14 protein-coding genes are annotated in these 19,099 nt (G+C 63.8%); 2 read left to right on the forward strand and 12 right to left on the reverse strand.

Going from position 1 to position 19,099, the window contains the following annotated elements:
* The first annotated feature begins 447 nt into the window (after nt 1-447).
* Entirely contained in the window at nt 448-1,062 is a 615-nt protein-coding gene (locus F3J17_RS29260; protein WP_167067589.1) for a thioredoxin fold domain-containing protein, read from the forward strand.
* A 293-nt stretch (nt 1,063-1,355) separates the two neighbouring features.
* On the opposite strand, the gene F3J17_RS29265 is transcribed toward F3J17_RS29260, so the two are convergent.
* From F3J17_RS29265 to F3J17_RS29315, 11 genes are all read right to left on the reverse strand, one after another.
* The gene (locus tag F3J17_RS29265; protein WP_167067592.1) at nt 1,356-2,306 is read right to left on the reverse strand and encodes a DUF1571 domain-containing protein; all 951 of its coding nucleotides are present in this window, start codon (nt 2,304-2,306) and stop codon (nt 1,356-1,358) included.
* Between the two features lie 77 nt (nt 2,307-2,383).
* Nucleotides 2,384-4,147, reverse strand: a complete 1,764-nt coding sequence (locus F3J17_RS29270) for an AMP-binding protein (RefSeq protein ID WP_167067595.1) — start codon at nt 4,145-4,147, stop codon at nt 2,384-2,386.
* 138 nt (nt 4,148-4,285) lie between these two features.
* On the reverse strand, nt 4,286-5,299 hold the full coding sequence (locus tag F3J17_RS29275; protein WP_167067836.1) for an alpha/beta hydrolase: 1,014 nt from the start codon (nt 5,297-5,299) through the stop codon (nt 4,286-4,288).
* Nucleotides 5,300-5,376: 77 nt separating this feature from the next.
* A complete protein-coding gene (locus F3J17_RS29280) occupies nt 5,377-6,318 on the reverse strand; it encodes an alpha/beta fold hydrolase (RefSeq protein ID WP_167067599.1) in 942 nt (313 codons plus the stop codon).
* 6 nt (nt 6,319-6,324) lie between these two features.
* Complete coding sequence (locus F3J17_RS29285; RefSeq protein ID WP_167067602.1) at nt 6,325-7,227, reverse strand: metal-dependent hydrolase; 903 nt, start codon at nt 7,225-7,227, stop codon at nt 6,325-6,327.
* A complete protein-coding gene (locus F3J17_RS29290; RefSeq protein ID WP_167067605.1) occupies nt 7,224-8,168 on the reverse strand; it encodes an SDR family NAD(P)-dependent oxidoreductase in 945 nt (314 codons plus the stop codon). Before F3J17_RS29290 ends, F3J17_RS29285 begins: the two co-directional genes overlap by 4 nt.
* Before the next feature lie 45 nt (nt 8,169-8,213).
* Nucleotides 8,214-9,758 carry an NAD(P)/FAD-dependent oxidoreductase gene (locus F3J17_RS29295; protein WP_240161202.1) on the reverse strand — a complete coding sequence of 515 codons (1,545 nt, stop codon included), beginning with the start codon at nt 9,756-9,758 and terminating at the stop codon, nt 8,214-8,216.
* A gap of 262 nt (nt 9,759-10,020) precedes the next feature.
* Nucleotides 10,021-10,911 carry a MerR family transcriptional regulator gene (locus tag F3J17_RS29300; protein WP_167067612.1) on the reverse strand — a complete coding sequence of 297 codons (891 nt, stop codon included), beginning with the start codon at nt 10,909-10,911 and terminating at the stop codon, nt 10,021-10,023.
* 93 nt (nt 10,912-11,004) lie between these two features.
* The gene (locus tag F3J17_RS29305) at nt 11,005-11,841 is read right to left on the reverse strand and encodes an OmpW family protein (RefSeq protein ID WP_167067615.1); all 837 of its coding nucleotides are present in this window, start codon (nt 11,839-11,841) and stop codon (nt 11,005-11,007) included.
* A gap of 221 nt (nt 11,842-12,062) precedes the next feature.
* On the reverse strand, nt 12,063-13,301 hold the full coding sequence (locus F3J17_RS29310; RefSeq protein ID WP_205195021.1) for a DUF2957 domain-containing protein: 1,239 nt from the start codon (nt 13,299-13,301) through the stop codon (nt 12,063-12,065).
* Between the two features lie 147 nt (nt 13,302-13,448).
* Nucleotides 13,449-14,813 (reverse strand): DUF2957 domain-containing protein, encoded by a 1,365-nt coding sequence (locus tag F3J17_RS29315; RefSeq protein ID WP_167067621.1) that lies wholly within the window; start codon nt 14,811-14,813, stop codon nt 13,449-13,451.
* A gap of 810 nt (nt 14,814-15,623) precedes the next feature.
* Here F3J17_RS29315 and F3J17_RS29320 point away from each other — a divergent pair.
* Nucleotides 15,624-16,640: a hypothetical protein gene (locus F3J17_RS29320; protein WP_167067624.1), complete on the forward strand. Its 1,017-nt coding sequence runs from the start codon at nt 15,624-15,626 to the stop codon at nt 16,638-16,640.
* Nucleotides 16,641-17,249: 609 nt separating this feature from the next.
* Here the strand turns inward: F3J17_RS29320 and F3J17_RS29325 are convergent.
* On the reverse strand, nt 17,250-19,097 hold the full coding sequence (locus tag F3J17_RS29325) for an ATP-binding cassette domain-containing protein (protein WP_167067627.1): 1,848 nt from the start codon (nt 19,095-19,097) through the stop codon (nt 17,250-17,252).
* Nucleotides 19,098-19,099 lie beyond the last annotated feature (2 nt).

Consider the following 19,099-nt stretch of genomic DNA (forward strand, 5'->3'; position numbering starts at 1 on the left):
CCACGCCGATGATAGTGCGGATTGCCCGTGTGAAAGTAGGTAATCGTCAGGCTCCTTATGCTGTACGTCCAAAACCCCGGTATCTCCGCAAGAGAACCGGGGTTCTGGCGTTTACGCGCTTGAAAAATCAATCGCGAGTCAGCAAAACACGGTCGATTTGTCTCGCGAAAAAATCAATACAGATCCATTCGATCAGGATCGCGAATGAATCGCTCGGCAATCGGTGGGAGACCGGCCTCGCGGTTCAGAGCCGCCGTGAACATTGCGCCACACCATGCGCCAGCGGTTTCACATCATCTCCCGCAAACCCTCACCTTTGCGCCACTCACCTGACACGCCCGCCATATTGGCGTCAGGGGCGCGCCACTCCGGCACCATAAGATACGGTCCTTCGCGCCGGGGCTCGCGCCTCTTGCTAGTCCGCGCGTAGCACGACCGAGGTGATGAATGAAGAAGTGGATTTACAGCTTGATCGCAGCCAGCGCGTTGAGCGCATGGGCCAGTGTACCGGCGATGGCCGCCGACGAACCGGCCTGGTTGCCCGCAACCGCGGCGACGCGTCTACAGGGCGCAAGCGCCATCGTCGAAGGAGCGAGCGGAGCGAACGTAAAGTCGACGCTTTACGTCTTCATGGATCCCAACTGCATTTTCTGTCACCTGGTATGGAAAGCGCTGCAACCGTATGAAGCCGCTGGCCTGCAGGTCCACTGGATTCCGATGGGATTCCTGAAGCCTGATTCAGCAGGCAAGGCCGCCGCGCTGCTGCAGTCGAAGAATAGTGCGGCACTCCTGAAGGAACTGGAAACGCACTACTCCGAGAAGGATGAATCGGGCGGCATCGCGCCGCTCGCGCAGATTCCGCCGACCGCACAGACGCAAATCGAGCGCAATATGCAACTGTTCCAGGACCTTGGCTTTGAAGGCACGCCTACGATCATCTATCAGGGCTCGGGTGGTCGCTGGGCCGATCTCGATGGTTTGCCCAAACTGGGCATGCTGCCCGGCATCCTCAACCTGCCGGAGCAACGCATCACGGACCCGGAACTGCAGAAGTACCGCTAAGCCGCTGAGGTGAGCCGTTCCAGGAGATACCGCAGCAGAGTGAGTGCGTCGATGTGCGGCGAGATCACCGCAATGCGCGAATGGTGAGGAATTCCAGGAGTCGGCGCGTCAATTCAGACGAGGTGAGCGGGCGACAACGCGGCCCACTCACCCAGTGCGAATTCGCAAAGCAGTTTGTGAAACTAACGATGCGATCGCGCCTTAAATCCTGCACATCATGAAGCGGTGAAGGCGGCACAGGCCGCCTCCATCACCGTCATTGCGCTCCCGAAAATGCTCACCTCAAGCGCGTATCAGAACTTGTAGTCGGGGTTCTTGGGATCGAATACGTCGGCGTCGAATGACTTCGGCGTGATGCTGTCGATCACGATCTTCTCGAACATCTGGCCGTCATCGCCATAGGCTTCGACAGTCCGGAAGTAGGGATGGCGCAGATCGAGCCCAAGTGTCTGCTTCTTCGCATAGAACTGCGGCTTGCCGCTCGGCGACACATAGGTGAGCGCAACCACGCGCACGCCGTTGATCGTCTTTACCTCGACGTCGGGCTTATACGGCGCGCCCACTTCCACGTACTTCTTCGCGTCGGTCATGAACTGGCTCACGATGAACTCGGTGCCCAGATCCGTGATCTTGTGATTCGATTGCGAGCGCGCGAGCGTGCCGTCGAGCGCCGTCCACATCGGCATGACGCCCAGCAGGCCGCCTAGGTGCCCGTACATTTCGTCGGGCTTCTTCGACGCGTCGTAAATGACTTCCTCACCCGAATGCTCGCCATCGGGCAGCCACTTCGCGTAGATACGCAGAGGATCGTGATCGAGCTTCACGAGCATGTGCGCGGGCTTCGACGGCCATTTGCCGTTCAGACGCTCCCAACGCGACAGCGTGAACTCATAGGACGGATAACCCGACGGCCCCAGCTTGATGACGGTCGGCACCACGAGCGGGTCGAGCGTTTGAAAGAGCGCGGTGAGTTGCGCATCGTCCATCTTGACGAGCGCGCCGCTCTTTTGCGCGCGCTGCAGCCATTTCACCTGCTGGTCGACGGAAAGCTTGCTGACTTCCGCCGCGGCGTTGCCAGCCGGGCTGGCAGCGGCGGTCGGTGTCGCGCTGGCGTCGGGGCTCGCATCGTCCTGCGCAAACGCCGTGGCGCAGCTAAGCGCGACGGCGAGGGCCGCCAGGCGTAGCGTGTACCGTGTCACGGCGCGTGCTATCTGTGTCACCGGCTGCGAATCGATCGTGTTCATGATTTGTCTCCCTGTATCAGTGCTTGTTTGAGTGAAGCGAAAAAGCAGAACGGCAAAGACAGAACAGACAGCGGCGCTCAGCTCACGCGCTGTTTCGCAATCTCCTCGTCGCGCAACGCGCGCCGCAGGATCTTGCCGACGTTGGTTTGCGGCAGCGCATCGCGGAACTCCACCAGGCGCGGCACCTTGTAGCCGGTGAGTTGCAGCCGGCAATGCGCGATCACCGCATCGGCCGTGAGCGAGGGATCGCGCGCCACCACGAACACCTTCACACGCTCGCCCTGCACGGGATCGGGCACGCCGATGGCGGCCACCTCGCGCACCTCGGGATGCATCGCGACGACCTCTTCGATCTCGTTCGGATACACGTTGAAACCCGACACGATGATCATGTCCTTCTTGCGATCGATGAGGCGGATAAAGCCTTGCGCGTCCATCACGCCGATGTCGCCCGTTGCGAGCCAGCCATCGGCGTCGAGCACCTGGGCGGTATCGTCGGGACGGTTCCAGTAACCGAGCATGACTTGCGGACCCTTCACGCAGAGTTCGCCCGGCTCGCCCACATTGGCCCATGTGCCGTCCTCGCGACGAAAACGCACCTGAGTGGACGGCACTGGCAGGCCGATCGTCCCCGCGAAGTCGCGCATATTGCCCAGCTCGACGGGATTGGTCGCGACGATGGGCGAGCATTCCGTAAGGCCGTACCCTTCGACGATGGGCTGGCCCGTCACGGCCTTGAAGCGATCGGCCACGGCCTTCTGCGTGGCCATGCCGCCTGCCATCGCGAGCTTGAGCGAGGAAAAATCGCGCTTGCAGAATTCGGCGTCGTCGAGCAGGGCGTTGTAGAGCGTGTTGATTGCCGTGATGCCGGTGAAGGTTTCGCGGCGCAGGATCATCATCATGCGCTTCGTGTCGCGCGGATTCGCGATCAGGATATTGCGGCCGCCCAGCCCGAGAAAGATGAGCGCGTTTACCGTGAGCGAATAGATGTGATACAGCGGCAGCGGCGTGAGTACGGTTTCGACTTCGCCGGTGAGCTGCGAGGCCGACCAGGCTTTCGCCTGCAACACATTGGCGATGATGTTGCGATGCGTGAGCATCGCGCCCTTCGCGACACCCGTGGTGCCTCCGGTGTACTGAAGAAAGGCGAGATCGCCGCTGGTGCGCAGTGCGGGCGCGAGCGTGCGGCGCGCACCGGCTCGCAGCGCATCGCGCAGACGCACCGCTTGAGGCAGGGTGTACTTCGGCACCATCTTCTTTACGTGGCGCAACACGAAGTTGAGCAGCTTGCCCTTGAGGTTCAGACCATCCGCGAGCAGATCGCCCAGACCTGTCACCGCGATATGCTCGACGCGCGTGCCCGGCAGCGCCTCTTCGAGCGTCTTTGCGAAGTTCTCGAACACGACGATTGCGCGTGCGCCGCTGTCCTTCAACTGATGCGCCAGTTCGCGCGGCGTATAGAGCGGATTGACGTTGACGACCACCGCGCCCGCCTTGAGTGCGCCGAACAGCGCAACCGGATACTGGAAGGTATTGGGCAACATGATCGCCACGCGCTCGCCCGGCGCGATGCCCACGCCTTGCAGCCACGCCGCGAAAGCTTCAGCTTTGCGCGCGAGTTCACCATAGGTCAGCGACGATCCCACGCTCACATAGGCGACGCGATCGCGAAACTGCGCGACGCATTCGTCGAAATAGTGCGTAATCGTTTCGTACTCTGAAACGTCGATCTCGGCGGGAACGCCAGCGGGATACGATGCGTACCAGATGCCATCGGTATCGGGCGCGGTGTGCCGCGCGCCATCCGCTGGCGCCGTCTGCGCTTGCAGTTGGGCTGCCATGGTCGTCTCCAATATGTTTTTGTCGTGAATCGCGTAGCGGCGCGCGCGTAAGCACGGCACCGCAGCCATTTACGATAGCAAGCTCACCTCCCGCTTCGCACGCTTTACGACCGAGCAGTCGCTCTAGCGCTCACGCGCCTACATAACGGCGCGCTGTTGCAGCACCGCCGCAGAGGGCGATGTCTGAGTGCCCGCGTGCTGATCCACCGAAATGGCGCGCTCGGCCTGCGCCTGCGTCGTACCGGCAATCGCGCTGCGAAGCCATTCGACAGTCGCCGAAGGCGCCGTGACGGGCAGCATATGGCCGCCATCGATCACCTTGAGCGAGACCTGCTTCGAGCGTCGGCGCAACGCATCGCCGTGGCGCGTCCAGTTCAGGACGATATCGCCGCGTCCGAACAACACGTCCACCGGTACCGAGAGTTCTGCGTAGCGTTGCTCCATCTGCGCGAGATCGTCGGCATCTTCGATAGCGACGAGATCGAGCGATGCATTGATGAAACCCGTCGGCCGCAGGCTCAGCAGCGCGCCGCCGCGCGTGCGGAAATCCGTCGGCGTGGCTTCGGGAGCGAAGACCGCCTTGAGCGTGGGCGTACTGGTGGCAAGGCCAAACGGCGTCGCCAGCGTGCGTGCGATGAAGCGGCGCACCGCGCCCGAGCGCACGACGAGCGCGCGAAACGCCTTCGGCACTTCGGTTTGCACATGCGTGAGCGGCGCAATCAAGGCGATGCGCGTGACCGATTCGGGATGATCGAGCGCGACCGCGAGCGCAATTGCACCGCCCAGCGAATGCCCGACCAGCACCGGCGCGTGCAGGTCAAGCTTCTTCATGAAGCGCGCGATGATGTCGCCCTGCGCGCGGATGCTCGCGCTCGCTCGCGCGCTGCGGGTGGAGTAGCCGGAGCCGGGCCGATCGACGAGGATCACGCGATGATCGTGCGCTAGCGTTTCCAGCGGCAGGTAAGCGAAGTTGCGCATTTGCCCGCACAGACCGTGGACGAACACGATGGCCGGCTTGTCGCGGCTGCCGAATTCGACGTAATGCAGACGCTCGCCATCGACATCGATCAGACGGCCATCCATCGGCACGTCCTGTTCGATGCGGCGCGTCGCGCGTCGCGTGAACAGCATAAGCAGCGCGAGCGTGGCCATGATGGCGACGATCACGATAACGCCCGTCAACAAGGGTAGTGCGATGGTGTTCACGCGATTCTCCACGGGCAAGATTGTTATAGGTCGAGAGCGACGGATTGCGCTTCTTCGCGCTTTACCCACGCGATGAAACGCTGCACGCGCGCGGCGATTTGCGGCGCGTCGCGCACCACGGTCCAATGCGGCGCGTCGATGATCTCACGTCGATGACGACCGAGCCACTGCGCCACGTTCGCGGTGAGTGCGGGCGTCACATAGCGGTCGAAGCGCGGCACGATCACCTGCACGGGCACGTCGGTGCGACGCTCGCGCGGCTGACGCGCGCGAGCGATGAAATTCGCGCGATAGAGCTGCAAACCGTTGATGCAATTGCGCAACTGATCCGGATCGCGCTGCGCGCGAACGCCTTCGGTGCGACGCAGCCACCACGGCCACAGCGCCGCGCCGCCCAGACGCCAGACCAGTTGCGGCACGAGCGGCAGATGAAAGAACGCGATGTACCAGGAGCGCAGCGACTGCGCGAGACTCATGCGCACGCGGAATACATGATCGAGGCAAGGCCCGGAGATCGACGTGTAGGACGCGATGCGCGCGGCGTTGGCGGGATCGGTGACCGCCTCCCAGCACTGGATCGAGCCCCAGTCGTGCGCGACCAGATGGAAAGGCCGTGCGCCGCACGTGGCGTCGGCGACCGCGATCAGATCGCGTGCAAGTTGCGCGAGCTTGTAACCGGCTCGCGACCGCGGGGCTGCCGACGCGCCCGCACCGCGCACGTCATAGGCGATCACGCGAAAGCGCGTCTCCAGTTCGCGGCGCATGCCCTCCCAGACGCGCGCCGAATCCGGATAGCCGTGCACGAGTATGAGCGGTGGCGCATCGCGCGGCCCGCTCACATACACGGCGAGCCGCACGCCATCCGACGACACATCGAGCCGCTCGATCTCACGGGATAGCGCTGCAACGGCAGGCGCTTCATATTCACGCCCACCGCCACGCGGCACATCGCGCAAGGTACGCATGACCGTTCAGGCCGCACGCGGCGTGCTTGCCGCATGCAGGGGCACACGGCGCGGCGCGGCCTGCGCGGCATATTGCGCGTTGGTCTCGTCGATCTGCTCGATCAGGCCGTTGATCCGTTCGAGATGCTTACGATTGTTGTGATCCCACGGATGGAAGCCCGGCTTGAAAAAGCGCAGCCATTCCATGGCGATGCCTGGAAACACGCCGTGGCGCGGGCCATACAGGAATTTAAAGAGCCGCCAGTAGCCGCTGAACTTGCCGATGCGGCGCTTGTGCCGGCGCATCAGCGCCAGGTGATAGTCGAACACGATCAGCCAGAACAGCACGGACGTGGCGAGCATCGTGCCCGTGCGCATCAGATAGCGTTTCGGCCCTGGCTTGATGACGAGATTCCAGACATCGTAGGAAACCGCTTTGTGCTCGGTTTCCTCCAGCGCGTGCCACAGCCACATCTGCTTGTAACCTTCCACCGACCCTTCGATGCGCGTGCCCGTATCGGCCAGCAGCAGATCGGCGAGCATGGCGGTGTAGTGTTCGAGCGCCACTGTCTGCGCCAGTTGCAGCGAAGGCGGCAGGATCTTGCGCGCGAAGTTGAGAATGGCCCACAGACGCTTGTCGAGCTTGTGCGCGGGCAGTCCGGCCGCCTGCAGCAGGTCGTTGTATTCGACGTGTTCGCGCGTGTGCATCGCTTCCTGACCGATAAAGCCCATGACCTGCTTCTTCAATTCCGGATCTTCGATACGGTCGCGGTAATGGCGCACCGAATCCATAAAGAAGCGCTCGCCCGCCGGAAAGAGCAGCGAAAGCGCGTTGAAGAAGTGCGTCACCGGCACGCCTTCAACGTGCCAGTCGCAAGCCCGTTCGGGCGGTAACGCGAAACGGACGTCGCGTCGTACCGGCATGATCATGCTGTTTCTCCCTGATTTTTACCTGCGTTGTTGTTCATGGTGTGGCCCGTGCCGTTGAGCATGGCCTCGCGTTCGGCGCGTCGGGCGCGCTTGCGCGCTTTGGCGGCCTCGCGGCGCGCGCTCATCACGACGAGCGCCTGGTAGGCGGCGGGCAGCGAGCGTGCGAGCCAGTCGGCGGCGCGCGCATCGCGTCCGATCAGCACGCGCCGCGCGTTGCGGCGCACGCCGTTGAGAATGGTGCGGGCAGCATCGTCGGCGGTGGTGATGAAGAACTTCTCGAATTCATCCTTGCCCTGCTGTTCGCTCGCCACCATGAAGCCGACCATGTTCGATGCCACACGGCTCGACTGGGCGATGTTGGTGCGGATGCCGCCCGGATGCACGCAGGTCGCCGAAACCCCGCAGCGCATCATGTCGAGTTCCTGACGCAGCGATTCGGTGAAACCGCGCACCGCGAATTTGGTGGCGTTGTAGCCGCTCATGCCGGGCTGCGCGAACAGGCCGAACACGCTCGACGTATTGACGATATGACCGTCGCCCGAGGCTTTCAGATGCGGCAGAAAAGCCTTGGTGCCGTGCACGACGCCCCAGAAGTTGATGTTCACGATCCATTCGAGATCGCTGTACGACATGCCGTCGATAGTGCTGGACAACGCTACGCCCGCATTGTTGAAGATGAGATTCACGCGCCCGTGCGCGGCGGCGGTCTCATCGGCCCAGGCGAACATTCCTTCGCGATCGCCTACGTCGAGCTCGCGCGTCGTTACGCGGACATTGGGCGCGAGCGCACGCACGATGCGCTCGGTTTCGGCCAGTCCGATGGCGTTCTTGTCGGCCAGCGCGAGATGACAACCCGCGCCGGCGAGCTGCACGGCAAGCGAGCGGCCCATGCCGGAACCCGCACCCGTGATGGCGGCAACTTTATTGTCGAAGTGCTTCATCTGTTTTTCTCTCCCTTGATCGATCGATGGGCGCTGAACGTGGCGTCAGGCCGCTTCGGTCGTCTGCGCGGTCACGGTGACGGGAACTTCGGCATCCTCACGACGTGGCGCACGAAATACCTGATACTCGGCGATGGAAAAATGCGCCGTCGCCTGGCGGAAGCGCCACGTGAAGCCTGGCCAGAGCGTGGTGTTCTTGCCGTTGCGCGGATCCAGATACCAGCTCTTGCAGCCGCCCACCGACCAGATCGCGCGATCGAGTTTCATCTGGATGCGCTCGTTGTAGCGCGCTTCCACCTGCGGGCGCACTTCGATCGCATCGGCGCGATCCTTCTTCATCGCATCGAGCGCGCCGAGGATGTATTCGATCTGCGACTCGATCATGAAGACCATCGAGTTGTGACCCAAACCCGTATTCGGGCCGACGATCATGAAAAAGTTCGGATAGCCAGGCAAGCTCGTACCGAGGTACGCATGCGCGCCGTTGCGCCACGTATCGACGATATCCACGCCGCCGCGCCCGAGGATCGTGCCCGGTGCGAACGGGTCGGCCACCTGAAAGCCCGTGCCGTAGATCAGGCAATCGACTTCGTGATGGCGGCCATCGGTGGTGATCACGCCGGTCGCGTCGATCCGTTCGATCGCGTCCGTCACCACGTTCACATTGGCGCGCGTAAGCGACGGGTAGTAGTCGTTCGAAATCAGCACGCGCTTGCAGCCGATCGTGTAATCGGGCGTGACCGCCGCGCGAAGCGCCGGATCCTTGATGTGATGCCGAATGTGACGCACCGCGATCTTCTGCACGTTCTTCATCAGCGAAGGATGGATCGCGAAACCCAGCACGCGCGATTCCAGCAGCCAGTAAAGCCCGGTGCGCGCGATCTTCTGCGTGAACGGGAGCGCGCGGAACATCCATTGCTCGAACTTCGAGAGCGCGCGGTCGGGTTTGGGCATGATCCACGGCGGCGTGCGCTGGAACAGCGCGAGCTTGTCGACCTGCGGCGCGATCTTCGGCACGAACTGGATTGCGCTCGCACCGGTGCCGATCACAGCCACGCGTTTGCCTTCGAGCGCATAGCCGTGGTCCCACTGCTGCGAGTGGAACGCCTTGCCCTGAAACGTTTCCACGCCGGGAATCGCGGGCAGCGCGGCGCGCGAAAGGCCGCCCATCGCCGAGAGCAGCACCCGCGCCGCAACGCGCCGCCCGTTGGCGAAGGCGAGACGCCAGACATGGGCCGTCTCGTCCCACTGCGCGCTCTGCAGTTCGTGATCGAAATTGAGCCACGGATAGAGGCGGAATTTGTCCACGCAACGGTTCAGATACGCGCGGATTTCCGGCTGGGGCGCGAACATGCGCGTCCAGCGCGGGTTGGGCGCGAAGGAGAACGAATAGACGTGCGATTGCACGTCGCATGCGCAGCCGGGGTAGTGGTTGTCGCGCCAGGTGCCGCCCACCGAGCCGGCTTTCTCGAACACGGCGAAATCGGTATGGCCGCGCTGCAGCAGGCGGATGGCCATGCCAAGCCCGGCAAAGCCGGTGCCGATGATGGCAATGCCGACCGTCTCTAAAGACCGGGTGGGTGCGTTCATCCGGAGCGTCTCCCTATGGTTCATTATTAACTGTTACATTGAATGATGTAAACATAGTGCGCGAGACGGCCGGGCGCAAGAGGCTAGAGGGAGCATTCCAGGAAATGTGCGTGCACGGAACGAACACGTGCAAACGCCTGCCAGGCCTGGCGTTTCAGCGTTTTTGAGGGCGCGCGAGGGCCTTCCGAACCCGCCGTAATAAACAGGGCCGAAATAAAAAACGCGGCGTTAAGCCGCGTTCAAGTTGTGGTGCAGCGCAGGATCAGCGCTTTTTGCTGGCCGCCTTTTTGGGGGCGCGAGCGGGTTTTCCGGTGGGCTCATCAACGGCTGCAACCACCGCCGTTTCGGCGTCAGGCACGCTGCGGCGGCCCAGTTTCTGGTCGAGGATGGTCGCCACACGCCCACCCAGATAGTCGCTTGACTGTTCTTCCAGTGCGCGCAGGATTTCGTTCTCCACGAACACCGTGGAAAGCGGCCGCAGCCGCCAGATGGCGTCGACGAGCGCGGGCATGTCGGTGGCGGGCGGCAGGGCGCCTGCGTCGTAACGGTCGAGATGACGCACCACCATCTCCACCAGCACGCGCGCGATGGCGTCGAAATGCGGGCGCGCCTCTTCCAGCACGTCGAGCAGTTCGCGCGCCGGAATGCCTTCGCGCACCGTCGCGGCGGCGGCGTCGAGCATGGCCGGGTTGCGCGCGACGAACGAGAGGCCCTTGCGTTCGAGCAGACCCAGATCGGCGAGACGCGTGAGGCTGCTAGGCGCCTGCGGGCCGAACAGCTTGATCAGTTCGGGTAGCGAATAAGTCTTCGGGCGCGCATGCGACCACGGGCCGCCGATGGCGTTTTCCAGACCCAGGATCGAGCGCAGATCGCCGCCATCGTCGATGGCCTTGATGAGATCCTGGATGTTCGAAAGCGTATAGCCGCGCGCGAGCAGGTGATTGATGAGCTTCAGACGCGCGACGTGCGAATCGTTATAGATGCCCACGCGGCCGCGCTTGTCGGGCGGCATGAGCAGGTCGCGATCCTGATACGCGCGCACGTTGCGCACGGTCGTATTCGCCACGCGCGCGAGTTCATCGACGGTGTATTCGCTGTCGGTGGCGCGCTCGGGCGCGAGTTCGGTCTCGGGGGGCGTGGGCGATTTCGGCATGCGCCGATTTTAGCGCGAGCGGTCGTACGAGCGCGAGACGCTGTCCCGCGCGAACGTGCGCTGGCCCACCACGCACCCTTACCGGTACTTACGTCAGAAGCGGTAGGACACGCCCAGATACGAGATCAGCGGATCGGCCTTCAGTTCGGCGCGGCTCACGGCGAGCTCGGTGCCGTCGGCGGCCTTCACGATCACAGACGACGTGGTCTTCAGCGGAATATACGTCAGCGAGGCGACGATGCCGAAATGCGCGGTGATGTTGTACGTCGCGCCCAGGTTGAACACCGGCTGCCACGACGACGACGCCTTCGCGCTCACCTGCGTCGTGCCCGGCTTGCCCGCGCCCGCGGCCAGCACCGCGCCCAGATCGTCCTGCGTGGCCTTCACGAAGTTCGGATTGAGCTGGATCGACGAAAACCAGTTGTACGACACGCCCACGCCCACGAACGGGCGGAATTTCGCATCGGCATCCCGGAAGTAGTACTGAAAGATCAGCGCCGGACTCCACTGACGCACGCTCGTCACGATCGGATTAGTGGACGCATCGCTCAGGTTCTGGCTGCCGAGCGCGCCCGCCGGTCCCGGCGGCTTGATGGTGCCGTGGCCGTAGAGCTTGAAGGTGGGCGGCACGCCCGCCACCGACGACACCGCGATGTGATCGGTCAGAAAGTGCGTAAAGACCAGGCCGACCGTGTCCGCCTTGCTGGTCGACAGACCGGTGCCCTGCGAGGTGAACGAGCCCGGCAGGCGCAGCGGCGTGTTGATCGGCGTGGGCGCAACGGTCGTGGTGAGCGGCGTGCTCGATTGCTGCGGCATGACGTGGAACCAGCCGAGCACGGCCACGTTGTCGCCCGCATGCTGGGCATGGGCAGCCGTAGAGAGACCGGCGGCCAACATCGCCGCGGCCGCTGCCTTCGCAGTACGTCTCATCATTCCTCCCTGTGACTCTCAGGTTCGGGTGGCCTGCCCGCGCGCGGCAGCCGTCTCGTGAACGGCTGGTCCTGCGCGCGCCTTGCGGCTCGCTGGCGTGCGCGATGCAGGCCTGGAAGCCTGGCATCGCCCGCCGGCGAAGAGCGGTCACCTCATGGGCAGCGTGTCCCTCGTCGAACGCTGCGTAATTTCAGATCCGTTCAGGCACGCAGCGAGTGCGATCACTGCACGAAGGCACCCGCCGTGAAGTACGGCGCCGACGCATTCGACATGTCGAGGAAGCTGAACACGCCGCCGGTGAAGGTCATCTTGCCGGTCGGCGTCGTGCCGGTCGAAGCGTTCACATGCGTGGTCGTGACGACGCCCGGCGTGCTCTGCGCGAAGTTCAGATCAAGTGCGGTCGCAAGCGAAGCCTGCGAAGCATTGAACGGATCGAGCAGCGTGCCCTGCGTGCCGCTGAGCGCGAGCGTGCGATAGTCGAACTGGCTATCGACACTGATGTACTCGCCATCCTGCGAACCCTGCGCGACGGCCGTTTGCGGCGCGAGCACCGAAATGCCCGATTCATCGTCGGCGACCGGGCCGGTTGCGCCGCTCTGCGGATCGGTGCCGATCTGCGGATACGCCACGCCCGTGCGCACGAGCACCGGCACGAGTTGTCCGCGCAACTTGCCGACGATCATGAAGCCCTTCGCCGCGTTCTTGCCGGTGACGAGCGTGGGCTTGACCTGCCCCTGGAAGTTGTCGGTTTCGAATGCGCCGCTACCGTCGCTCGACTGCGTGAGGTTGGTGCCGGGCTGCTGGCACTTGCCCGCGTTCACGCCGGTGTTGTCGCACTCCTGCCATGTGCCGTCGGCGTTGATGGTGATCTTCGCGTCCACGGCGGCGGGCAGGAAGTTCTGCGACGGCACCTGGTGATAGCCGAGCTGGTTATACGTGCCCGCCACGTTGGCGATATTCGTTTCGATCGACGAAAACGCGATGAACGGGTAATACGGGAACTTGGTGTCCGGCACCACGCCGATGCCGCCGGAGCCCGCGAACTGGATTTCCGCGCCCGGAATCGTGCCGCCCGCCACGCCCATGCCGATAAATACGCGCGCCGGCCGCGACGAATCGAGGCTCGCGCCGTTCAGCTGGAACGCACACTGGTTGAGCTTGGCCGTCGGCAGGCCGGTTTCCTGCGTGATCGTGCCCGAGACCACGGTGCCCTTGCGCGTGGGCGTGACGGTGCCGGTGGTCGCCGGAATCGGCGATTCCACATAGGTGATCTGCCAGGTCTTTTTGGTGGTATCGAGTTGCAGCTTGACGAGTTCGCCGTCACCGCCGCCGCCCGTATAAACCGTGCTGTAATCGAGCGAGGTCGGGCAAAGCGCTGTTTCGACCAGCGGCGGGCTGCTGCTGCCACCGCCACCACAAGCGCCCAGCGTGAGCATCAGCGGGGCGCCTACGCCAACCATGGCGAGGCACTTCGCGAAGTGCTTTGATTGCATACCGCGTCTCCAGATTCATTCTTGTAGGCGGGGCGCCGGCTCCCTGTCGTGGCGCCCCGTTCTGGCTTGCTGCGTGCTGCCTGTTTCTTGTTGATTTGCTGTACGAATCAATGGTTATTGCGGCTGGATCAGCGCGCCCACACCAAAGTAAGGCGTATTGGACGTTTCGCTATTCGCCGACGTCGAGGTGACGCCGCCGTTTTCCTCGCCATTCAGGAAGATGCCGTACAGGCCGCCCACGGCGATCACGTTGCCGGTCTTGCCGTTGTTGTCGGTCGCGCCGATCAGACCCGGATGCGTCTGCGTGTAATCGAGCGTGAACGTGCTTTGCGTGGTCATCGTCGAGGGCTTGAGGAAGCCGCCTGTTCCGCCATTGATGAGCGTGGCCGTGTAGGCGAAGTTCGAGTCCGCGCCGATAAAGCTGCCGTCGAACGAGCCCGAGGTCAGATTGCTGGCGGGCGCCATCATGGCGATGCCCGATTCGTCGTCGACGGCGAGCGAGAGACCCTCGTTCACGTAGCCAGTGCGCACGACCACCGGCACGATCTTGCCGTTGAGCTTGCCGAGGATCAGATGGCTCGACCCACCGTGCGCGAGCAGCGCGACCGACGCCGACTCGATGCGCGGTGCATTGGCGCTGGTGAAGTAGCTGCCATTCGAATCCGTGGCCCATTGCGAGGTGGCGGTATCGCACGACGTGTTGGTCGCGCCGCTCGTCACGCTGCAATTGCCGCTGGCGTCGTAGGTTTCCTGCGCGGTCGTGGCGGCCGCAGCGAAATTCTGCGTCGGCACGATGTGATAGAGCAGCGCGTTCCAGTTGCCCTGCAGATCCGCGATGCTTGTGCTGACCGACGAGAACGCCAGGAACGGATAGAAGTCGAAGGTGCGCGACTTGACGTTGCCGAAGAGCAGCGCGGCCGTGCTGTCACCGGTGATGTTGACGGTCGCACCGGGAATGCCGCCGCCTGCCACGCCGAAGCCCACGTAGATCGTCGGCGGGTTACTGGCGTTGTACGCGGTGGTATAGGTGCTGCCGTTGAGCGTGCCGGTGCCCTGCTGAAGCTGGAACGCGCAGGCGATCTGCGCAGCCGTGGGCAGCGCACCGCTCGGCGGATGCTGGACCGCGCCGGTAATCGTCAGGCCCGCCCGCGTGTTCTGCACCGAACTCGACTGTGCCGGAATCGGCGAAGCGAGGAAGGTCAGCGAGTAGGTCATCTTGGTGGGATCGATGCTCAGGCTCACCACCTCGCCGCTGCCCGCGCCGCCCAGATACGTGTTCTTGGCGATATCGGCATCGGCCGGGCAGAGGGCGGTCGCAGCGGTCGCGCTGCTAGGTGCGCCTTGACCCGTGCACGTCGATCCCGAGCATTGCGCCGGATTGATCGCCGACGGATCGCTCGCCTTGCCTCCACCACATGCGACTAGAAGCGGCGTTGCGGCTGCGGCCAGCGCGACGCAGCGGACAATGCTCTCCAACATATGTCTGCCTCCCTGTCTCGTAATAATTTATGCGCTGAAGATTGGATCATGACATTGCACGCTGTCAATTGAACGAATCACTCTAAAACCGCGCCAGCACGCCGTATCGCTTGCGCTGTCACGGCTCGGACCTGCCGCAACAGGGGTTTGTCCTGATGTGTCCGCCGCGCACGGCGAGGCGCCGGCGCAATCGGCATTCCTGGCGCGATCCCCGCAGATTCCCGAAAGGTGGGACGCTCGTTGCGCGCGCATATTACGGATAACGGCCTTTTGCGTATCGACAAGCTAGAGGCAAACCCTGATTACGATGCATAACGAATGAAAATGTGCGGGCAAGATTCGCGAAGGCTTTCGAATCAATTTGCTTTGGTATCCGAATAAATGAATTCAGGGTTACGTGATTTATTCGGTGGTGAAATTGCCGGTCCATTTGTCGGGCGACGGTGAGGGTTTTCGGGATTTGATTCTCGGGGTGTCGCACACCTGAAAGGTGAGGCTTTACGGGATTGAGGTCGACGGGAGGGCAACGCGGCCCGAAAGTCGCCCGGTAAACCGCTATCAGCGGAGAAAACGGCAAAGGTGAGTGTTTGCGGGAGCAGAAGTGGGCCTCAAAGGCCGAAAAAATCGGCTTTTATGGATGTATTCAAGTTACTTTGCAGATTTTCTAAATCAAAGTGACTGACGCCAGATTTTAAGGTGAGTATTTTCAGGAGGGACGTGACCGCCTGTCATCGGCTGAATAATGAGAAACGGTATAAATAGCGATCCGCGCGGACCGATGCCGCCCGCGCCGCGCTACGGAGTTGCACGATGGGACTTTTCGACCGCCTGTGGCCGCGCAAACGCGCGCAGCCACTTCAGGAAACGGCGCAGACGCGCGCCCTCGTTGAACGGCTGACGGTGCTCAGCCCGTCGCTCAAGCTCGCGCGTGCGTATCGCGAACGGCTCGTGCCGGCGCTCGCTACCTCGCATGGCTATATCAGCGAACTGGTCGCAAGCCTGCCGCCCGCGCACGAAGCGAGCGCCGCGAACTGGCTCGCCGATCCCTACATCCACGCATTTTTCGCCGCGCCCGATGACATCGCGCACGTGTTGAGCCGCTCGCCCGAACTGCACGCGTGGTTCGACAGCCATCCACTCGCGCGCGAAACCTGGGCGGTGCTGGGCATGGCGATGAACGAACGGCGCGGCTTTGGCGTCAGGCAGCAGGGCGATCAGGTGCACGCCGACGTCGCCCAGACCACGGTGAGCTTTGACGATCATCAGGTGCGTGTCTGCGGCGAATCCGAAGCGGATCTGCGTGCGCAGATCGTGCAGCGCGTGGTCGAGCAGATCGCGCTGGAAGGGCTCGCGCAGATTGCCGCGGACGAATCGCGGCGCGGCGCGCTCGAAGAGGAGCGGGCGCTGCTGCGCACGCGCCGCCAGTTGCTCACGCGTCAGGGCGCGGGCACGCAGCGCATGGTGGGCGAACGCGTGCTCGCGGATGCCTCGGAACTCGCGCGGCTGGAAGCGGAGATTGCGGCCAATGAGCAGGCGCTCGCGGCGCTGGGCCTCAAGACCGATGCGATCGAGCACGAACTGGAAGTGATCTGCGACGTGCTCGGCCATCCGGAAAAGCACGCCAACGTAGAGATGCGCCGGGTGACGCTCAATCCGATGAACATCGTGATGGAGCAGGCCGACGGCGCCGCGCCGATTGTGTTTCCGCTCGCGCACATTCCGGCGAGTCCGGAAGGCGTGCGCGCGTTTTCGCTGGTGCGTTTCGCGCGCGCGGATCTGGTTGCGTTGCCGACGGTGCTGGATGCGGATAGCCGGTTCGTGATCTGAACGCTGGCAGACCGTTGAGCTGAAAGGTGAGGGTATCCGGGATCGCGATGCGGCGGCAGTTGTTCGGCTCTGCGAAGCGTGAGGTGATCCAGGATGGGGGTGTCGGCTCACTCGTCAGGCAAGCGCTGCGCAAGAAATCACGCAATTTCTGCGTGAATCATGCTTAAAAATTTCCTGGGACTCCCAGGTCACGCCAGGTGATTGCTAACCCCAATGCAACGATGACGCGCTGTGTCTATGGTGAGGGTTTTCGGGAAGGTGGCGCCACGGTGTGGGCAATCAGCGTGCGGTGAGGGAACGGGGCAGTCGGTCATTCACCGTCTTCATGAGCGTTCCGAGGCGCATATCGGAGGAAAAACGCTGGAACAAGGCCATTTTTCTGGAGAATTTTCCTGGTAGTCCCAGGTTAAGCGATGCGAATCTTTTTCGCATTCGCGTGGCTGACACTGGCGAAACGGGTTGAGGTGAGGATGTTCGGGAGCGTTGCCAGGCAGGTGAGCGCAACGCTTGCCGCCACCGGCAAAAGCCAGAAAACCCCTTAAAACAGCGGCCCGCTTCCAAACCGGCCGCCCGCTCGCGCCACCACCTTCAACCTAAAGGTGAGCCTTTTCAGGAGCCTTCGGCGGCCCACGCCGTGACGCCGCCCGCATCGATCTCAAAACGCAGCGCGCGCGTACCGTCATGCGAGTCGGCCCAGTCGTCGGCGGGAATATCGAACAGTTCGCCTGCCAGTTCGATCGTCACATAGCGGTCGCCGTGGCGCAGCGACGTCCCGGCGATGCGGCCTTCCCAGCGGCCGTCGGGCGCGGCGCGCAGCGCGCGCGGCGCAACGCGCCACATCACGCGCGAACCCTGCGCGAGCGCGTCAGCGCAAGGCAGCCGCAGCCCGCGAGCCGTCTCGATTTCGCCCGTTACCCGCACGACGCCCTCGCCAATGTTATGCAAGCCGAGCAGATCGGCCACACGCAGCGAGGCGGGGCGCGCGAACACGGCGTCGACAGGACCGGCCTGCAACGTGCGCCCATGTTCGATCACGAGGACTTCATCGGCGAGCAGGGCGGCTTCGTCGGGATCGTGCGTGACGATCACGGTCACCGCCGCGATCTCGCGCTGGAGCGCGCGCAGCGATTGCTGCAGCTTACGGCGGCGCGGCGTGTCGAGCGCGGCAAAGGGCTCGTCGAATAGCAGCAAAGGGCTGTGCCGCGTGAGCGCGCGCGCGAGCGCAACGCGCTGGCGCTGGCCGAACGAAAGCTGGCGGGGCAGGCGCTGCGTGAGCGTGTCCAGACCCAGATGCGCGAGCCAGTAGCGCGCGCTGGCGGCGTCGGCATCGACGGGAAACGCCAGTTGTTGCGCCACCGTCATATGCGGGAACAGGCCGTAGTCCTGCGGCATATAGCCGATCTGGCGGCGCTCGGGCGGCAGCACGCCAAGATCCGTCGCGCCGAGCGTCACCGCGCCGGCGTCGTTGGCTTCGAGCCCCGCGATGATGCGCAGCGCGAGCGACTTGCCCGATCCCGACGGCCCGATGATCGCCAGCCGTCGCGTGCGCGGTTGCCAGGCGACGTCGAGCGTGAACGCGCCAAGGTGCCGCTTCGCCGCAAATGCGAGGCGCAGGTCGGCGGCGTCGTTCGAGGTGGTGGCGGGCGTGATGGCGGTGAGTTCGTCGCCGTTATCGACGCTCACCGCCAGCGTGGCGCGCGCGCCGCGCGTGTAGACCGAAAGCACCGCGCAGACGATCGCGATGGCGAGTGTCGGCAGCAGCAGCGGCATCATCGCGGGCAAGCCCTGGCCGCCGAACACGACGTAGGTGTACACCGGCAGTGAGTAAGGGTGATACGCGACCATCACCGTTGCGCCAAACTCGCCGAACGCGCGCAGCCACGCGAGCGCAAGGCCTGCGCGGATGGCGGGCCAGGCGATCGGCAGGGTGACGCGGAAGAAACGGCTGGCGGCGTGATGGCCGAGCGTGGCGGCGACATCGTCGTAAACCGGATCGACCGCGGTGAACGCCGAGCGCGCCGCGACGATCAGAAACGGCGCGGCCACGAAGGTTTCGGCGAGCACGATGCCGGTGAAGGAATCGGTGAGCGCGCCGTTGGTGAGCAAGCCGAGCGGGCTATACGGCCCAAGCAGGAACAGCAGCAGAATGCCGCTCGTGAGCGGCGGCAGCGCCAGCGGCAACTGCACCACGAAACCCAGCAGCGCAACGCCGCGCGAGCGCGAACGCGCGAGCCAGTAGCCCAGCGGCACGCCGCCGATCAGGATCAGGAGCGCCGCGACGCTCGCACTCCCCGCCGATACCCCGACCGCCGACCACGTAGCGTGCCAGTCGACGTTGGCCCAGTCGGCTTGACCGATCTGCGGAATGCTGGCGAGAAAGGGCGCGCACAGATAGACCGCGAGCAGCGCGCCCAGCCACCAGAGCGGCCTTGCGGCGCGCTGCACGGGTTGCGTCATGA

The sequence above is a fragment of the Burkholderia sp. Ax-1719 genome (genome assembly GCF_011753055.1).
Lineage (GTDB): Bacteria > Pseudomonadota > Gammaproteobacteria > Burkholderiales > Burkholderiaceae > Paraburkholderia.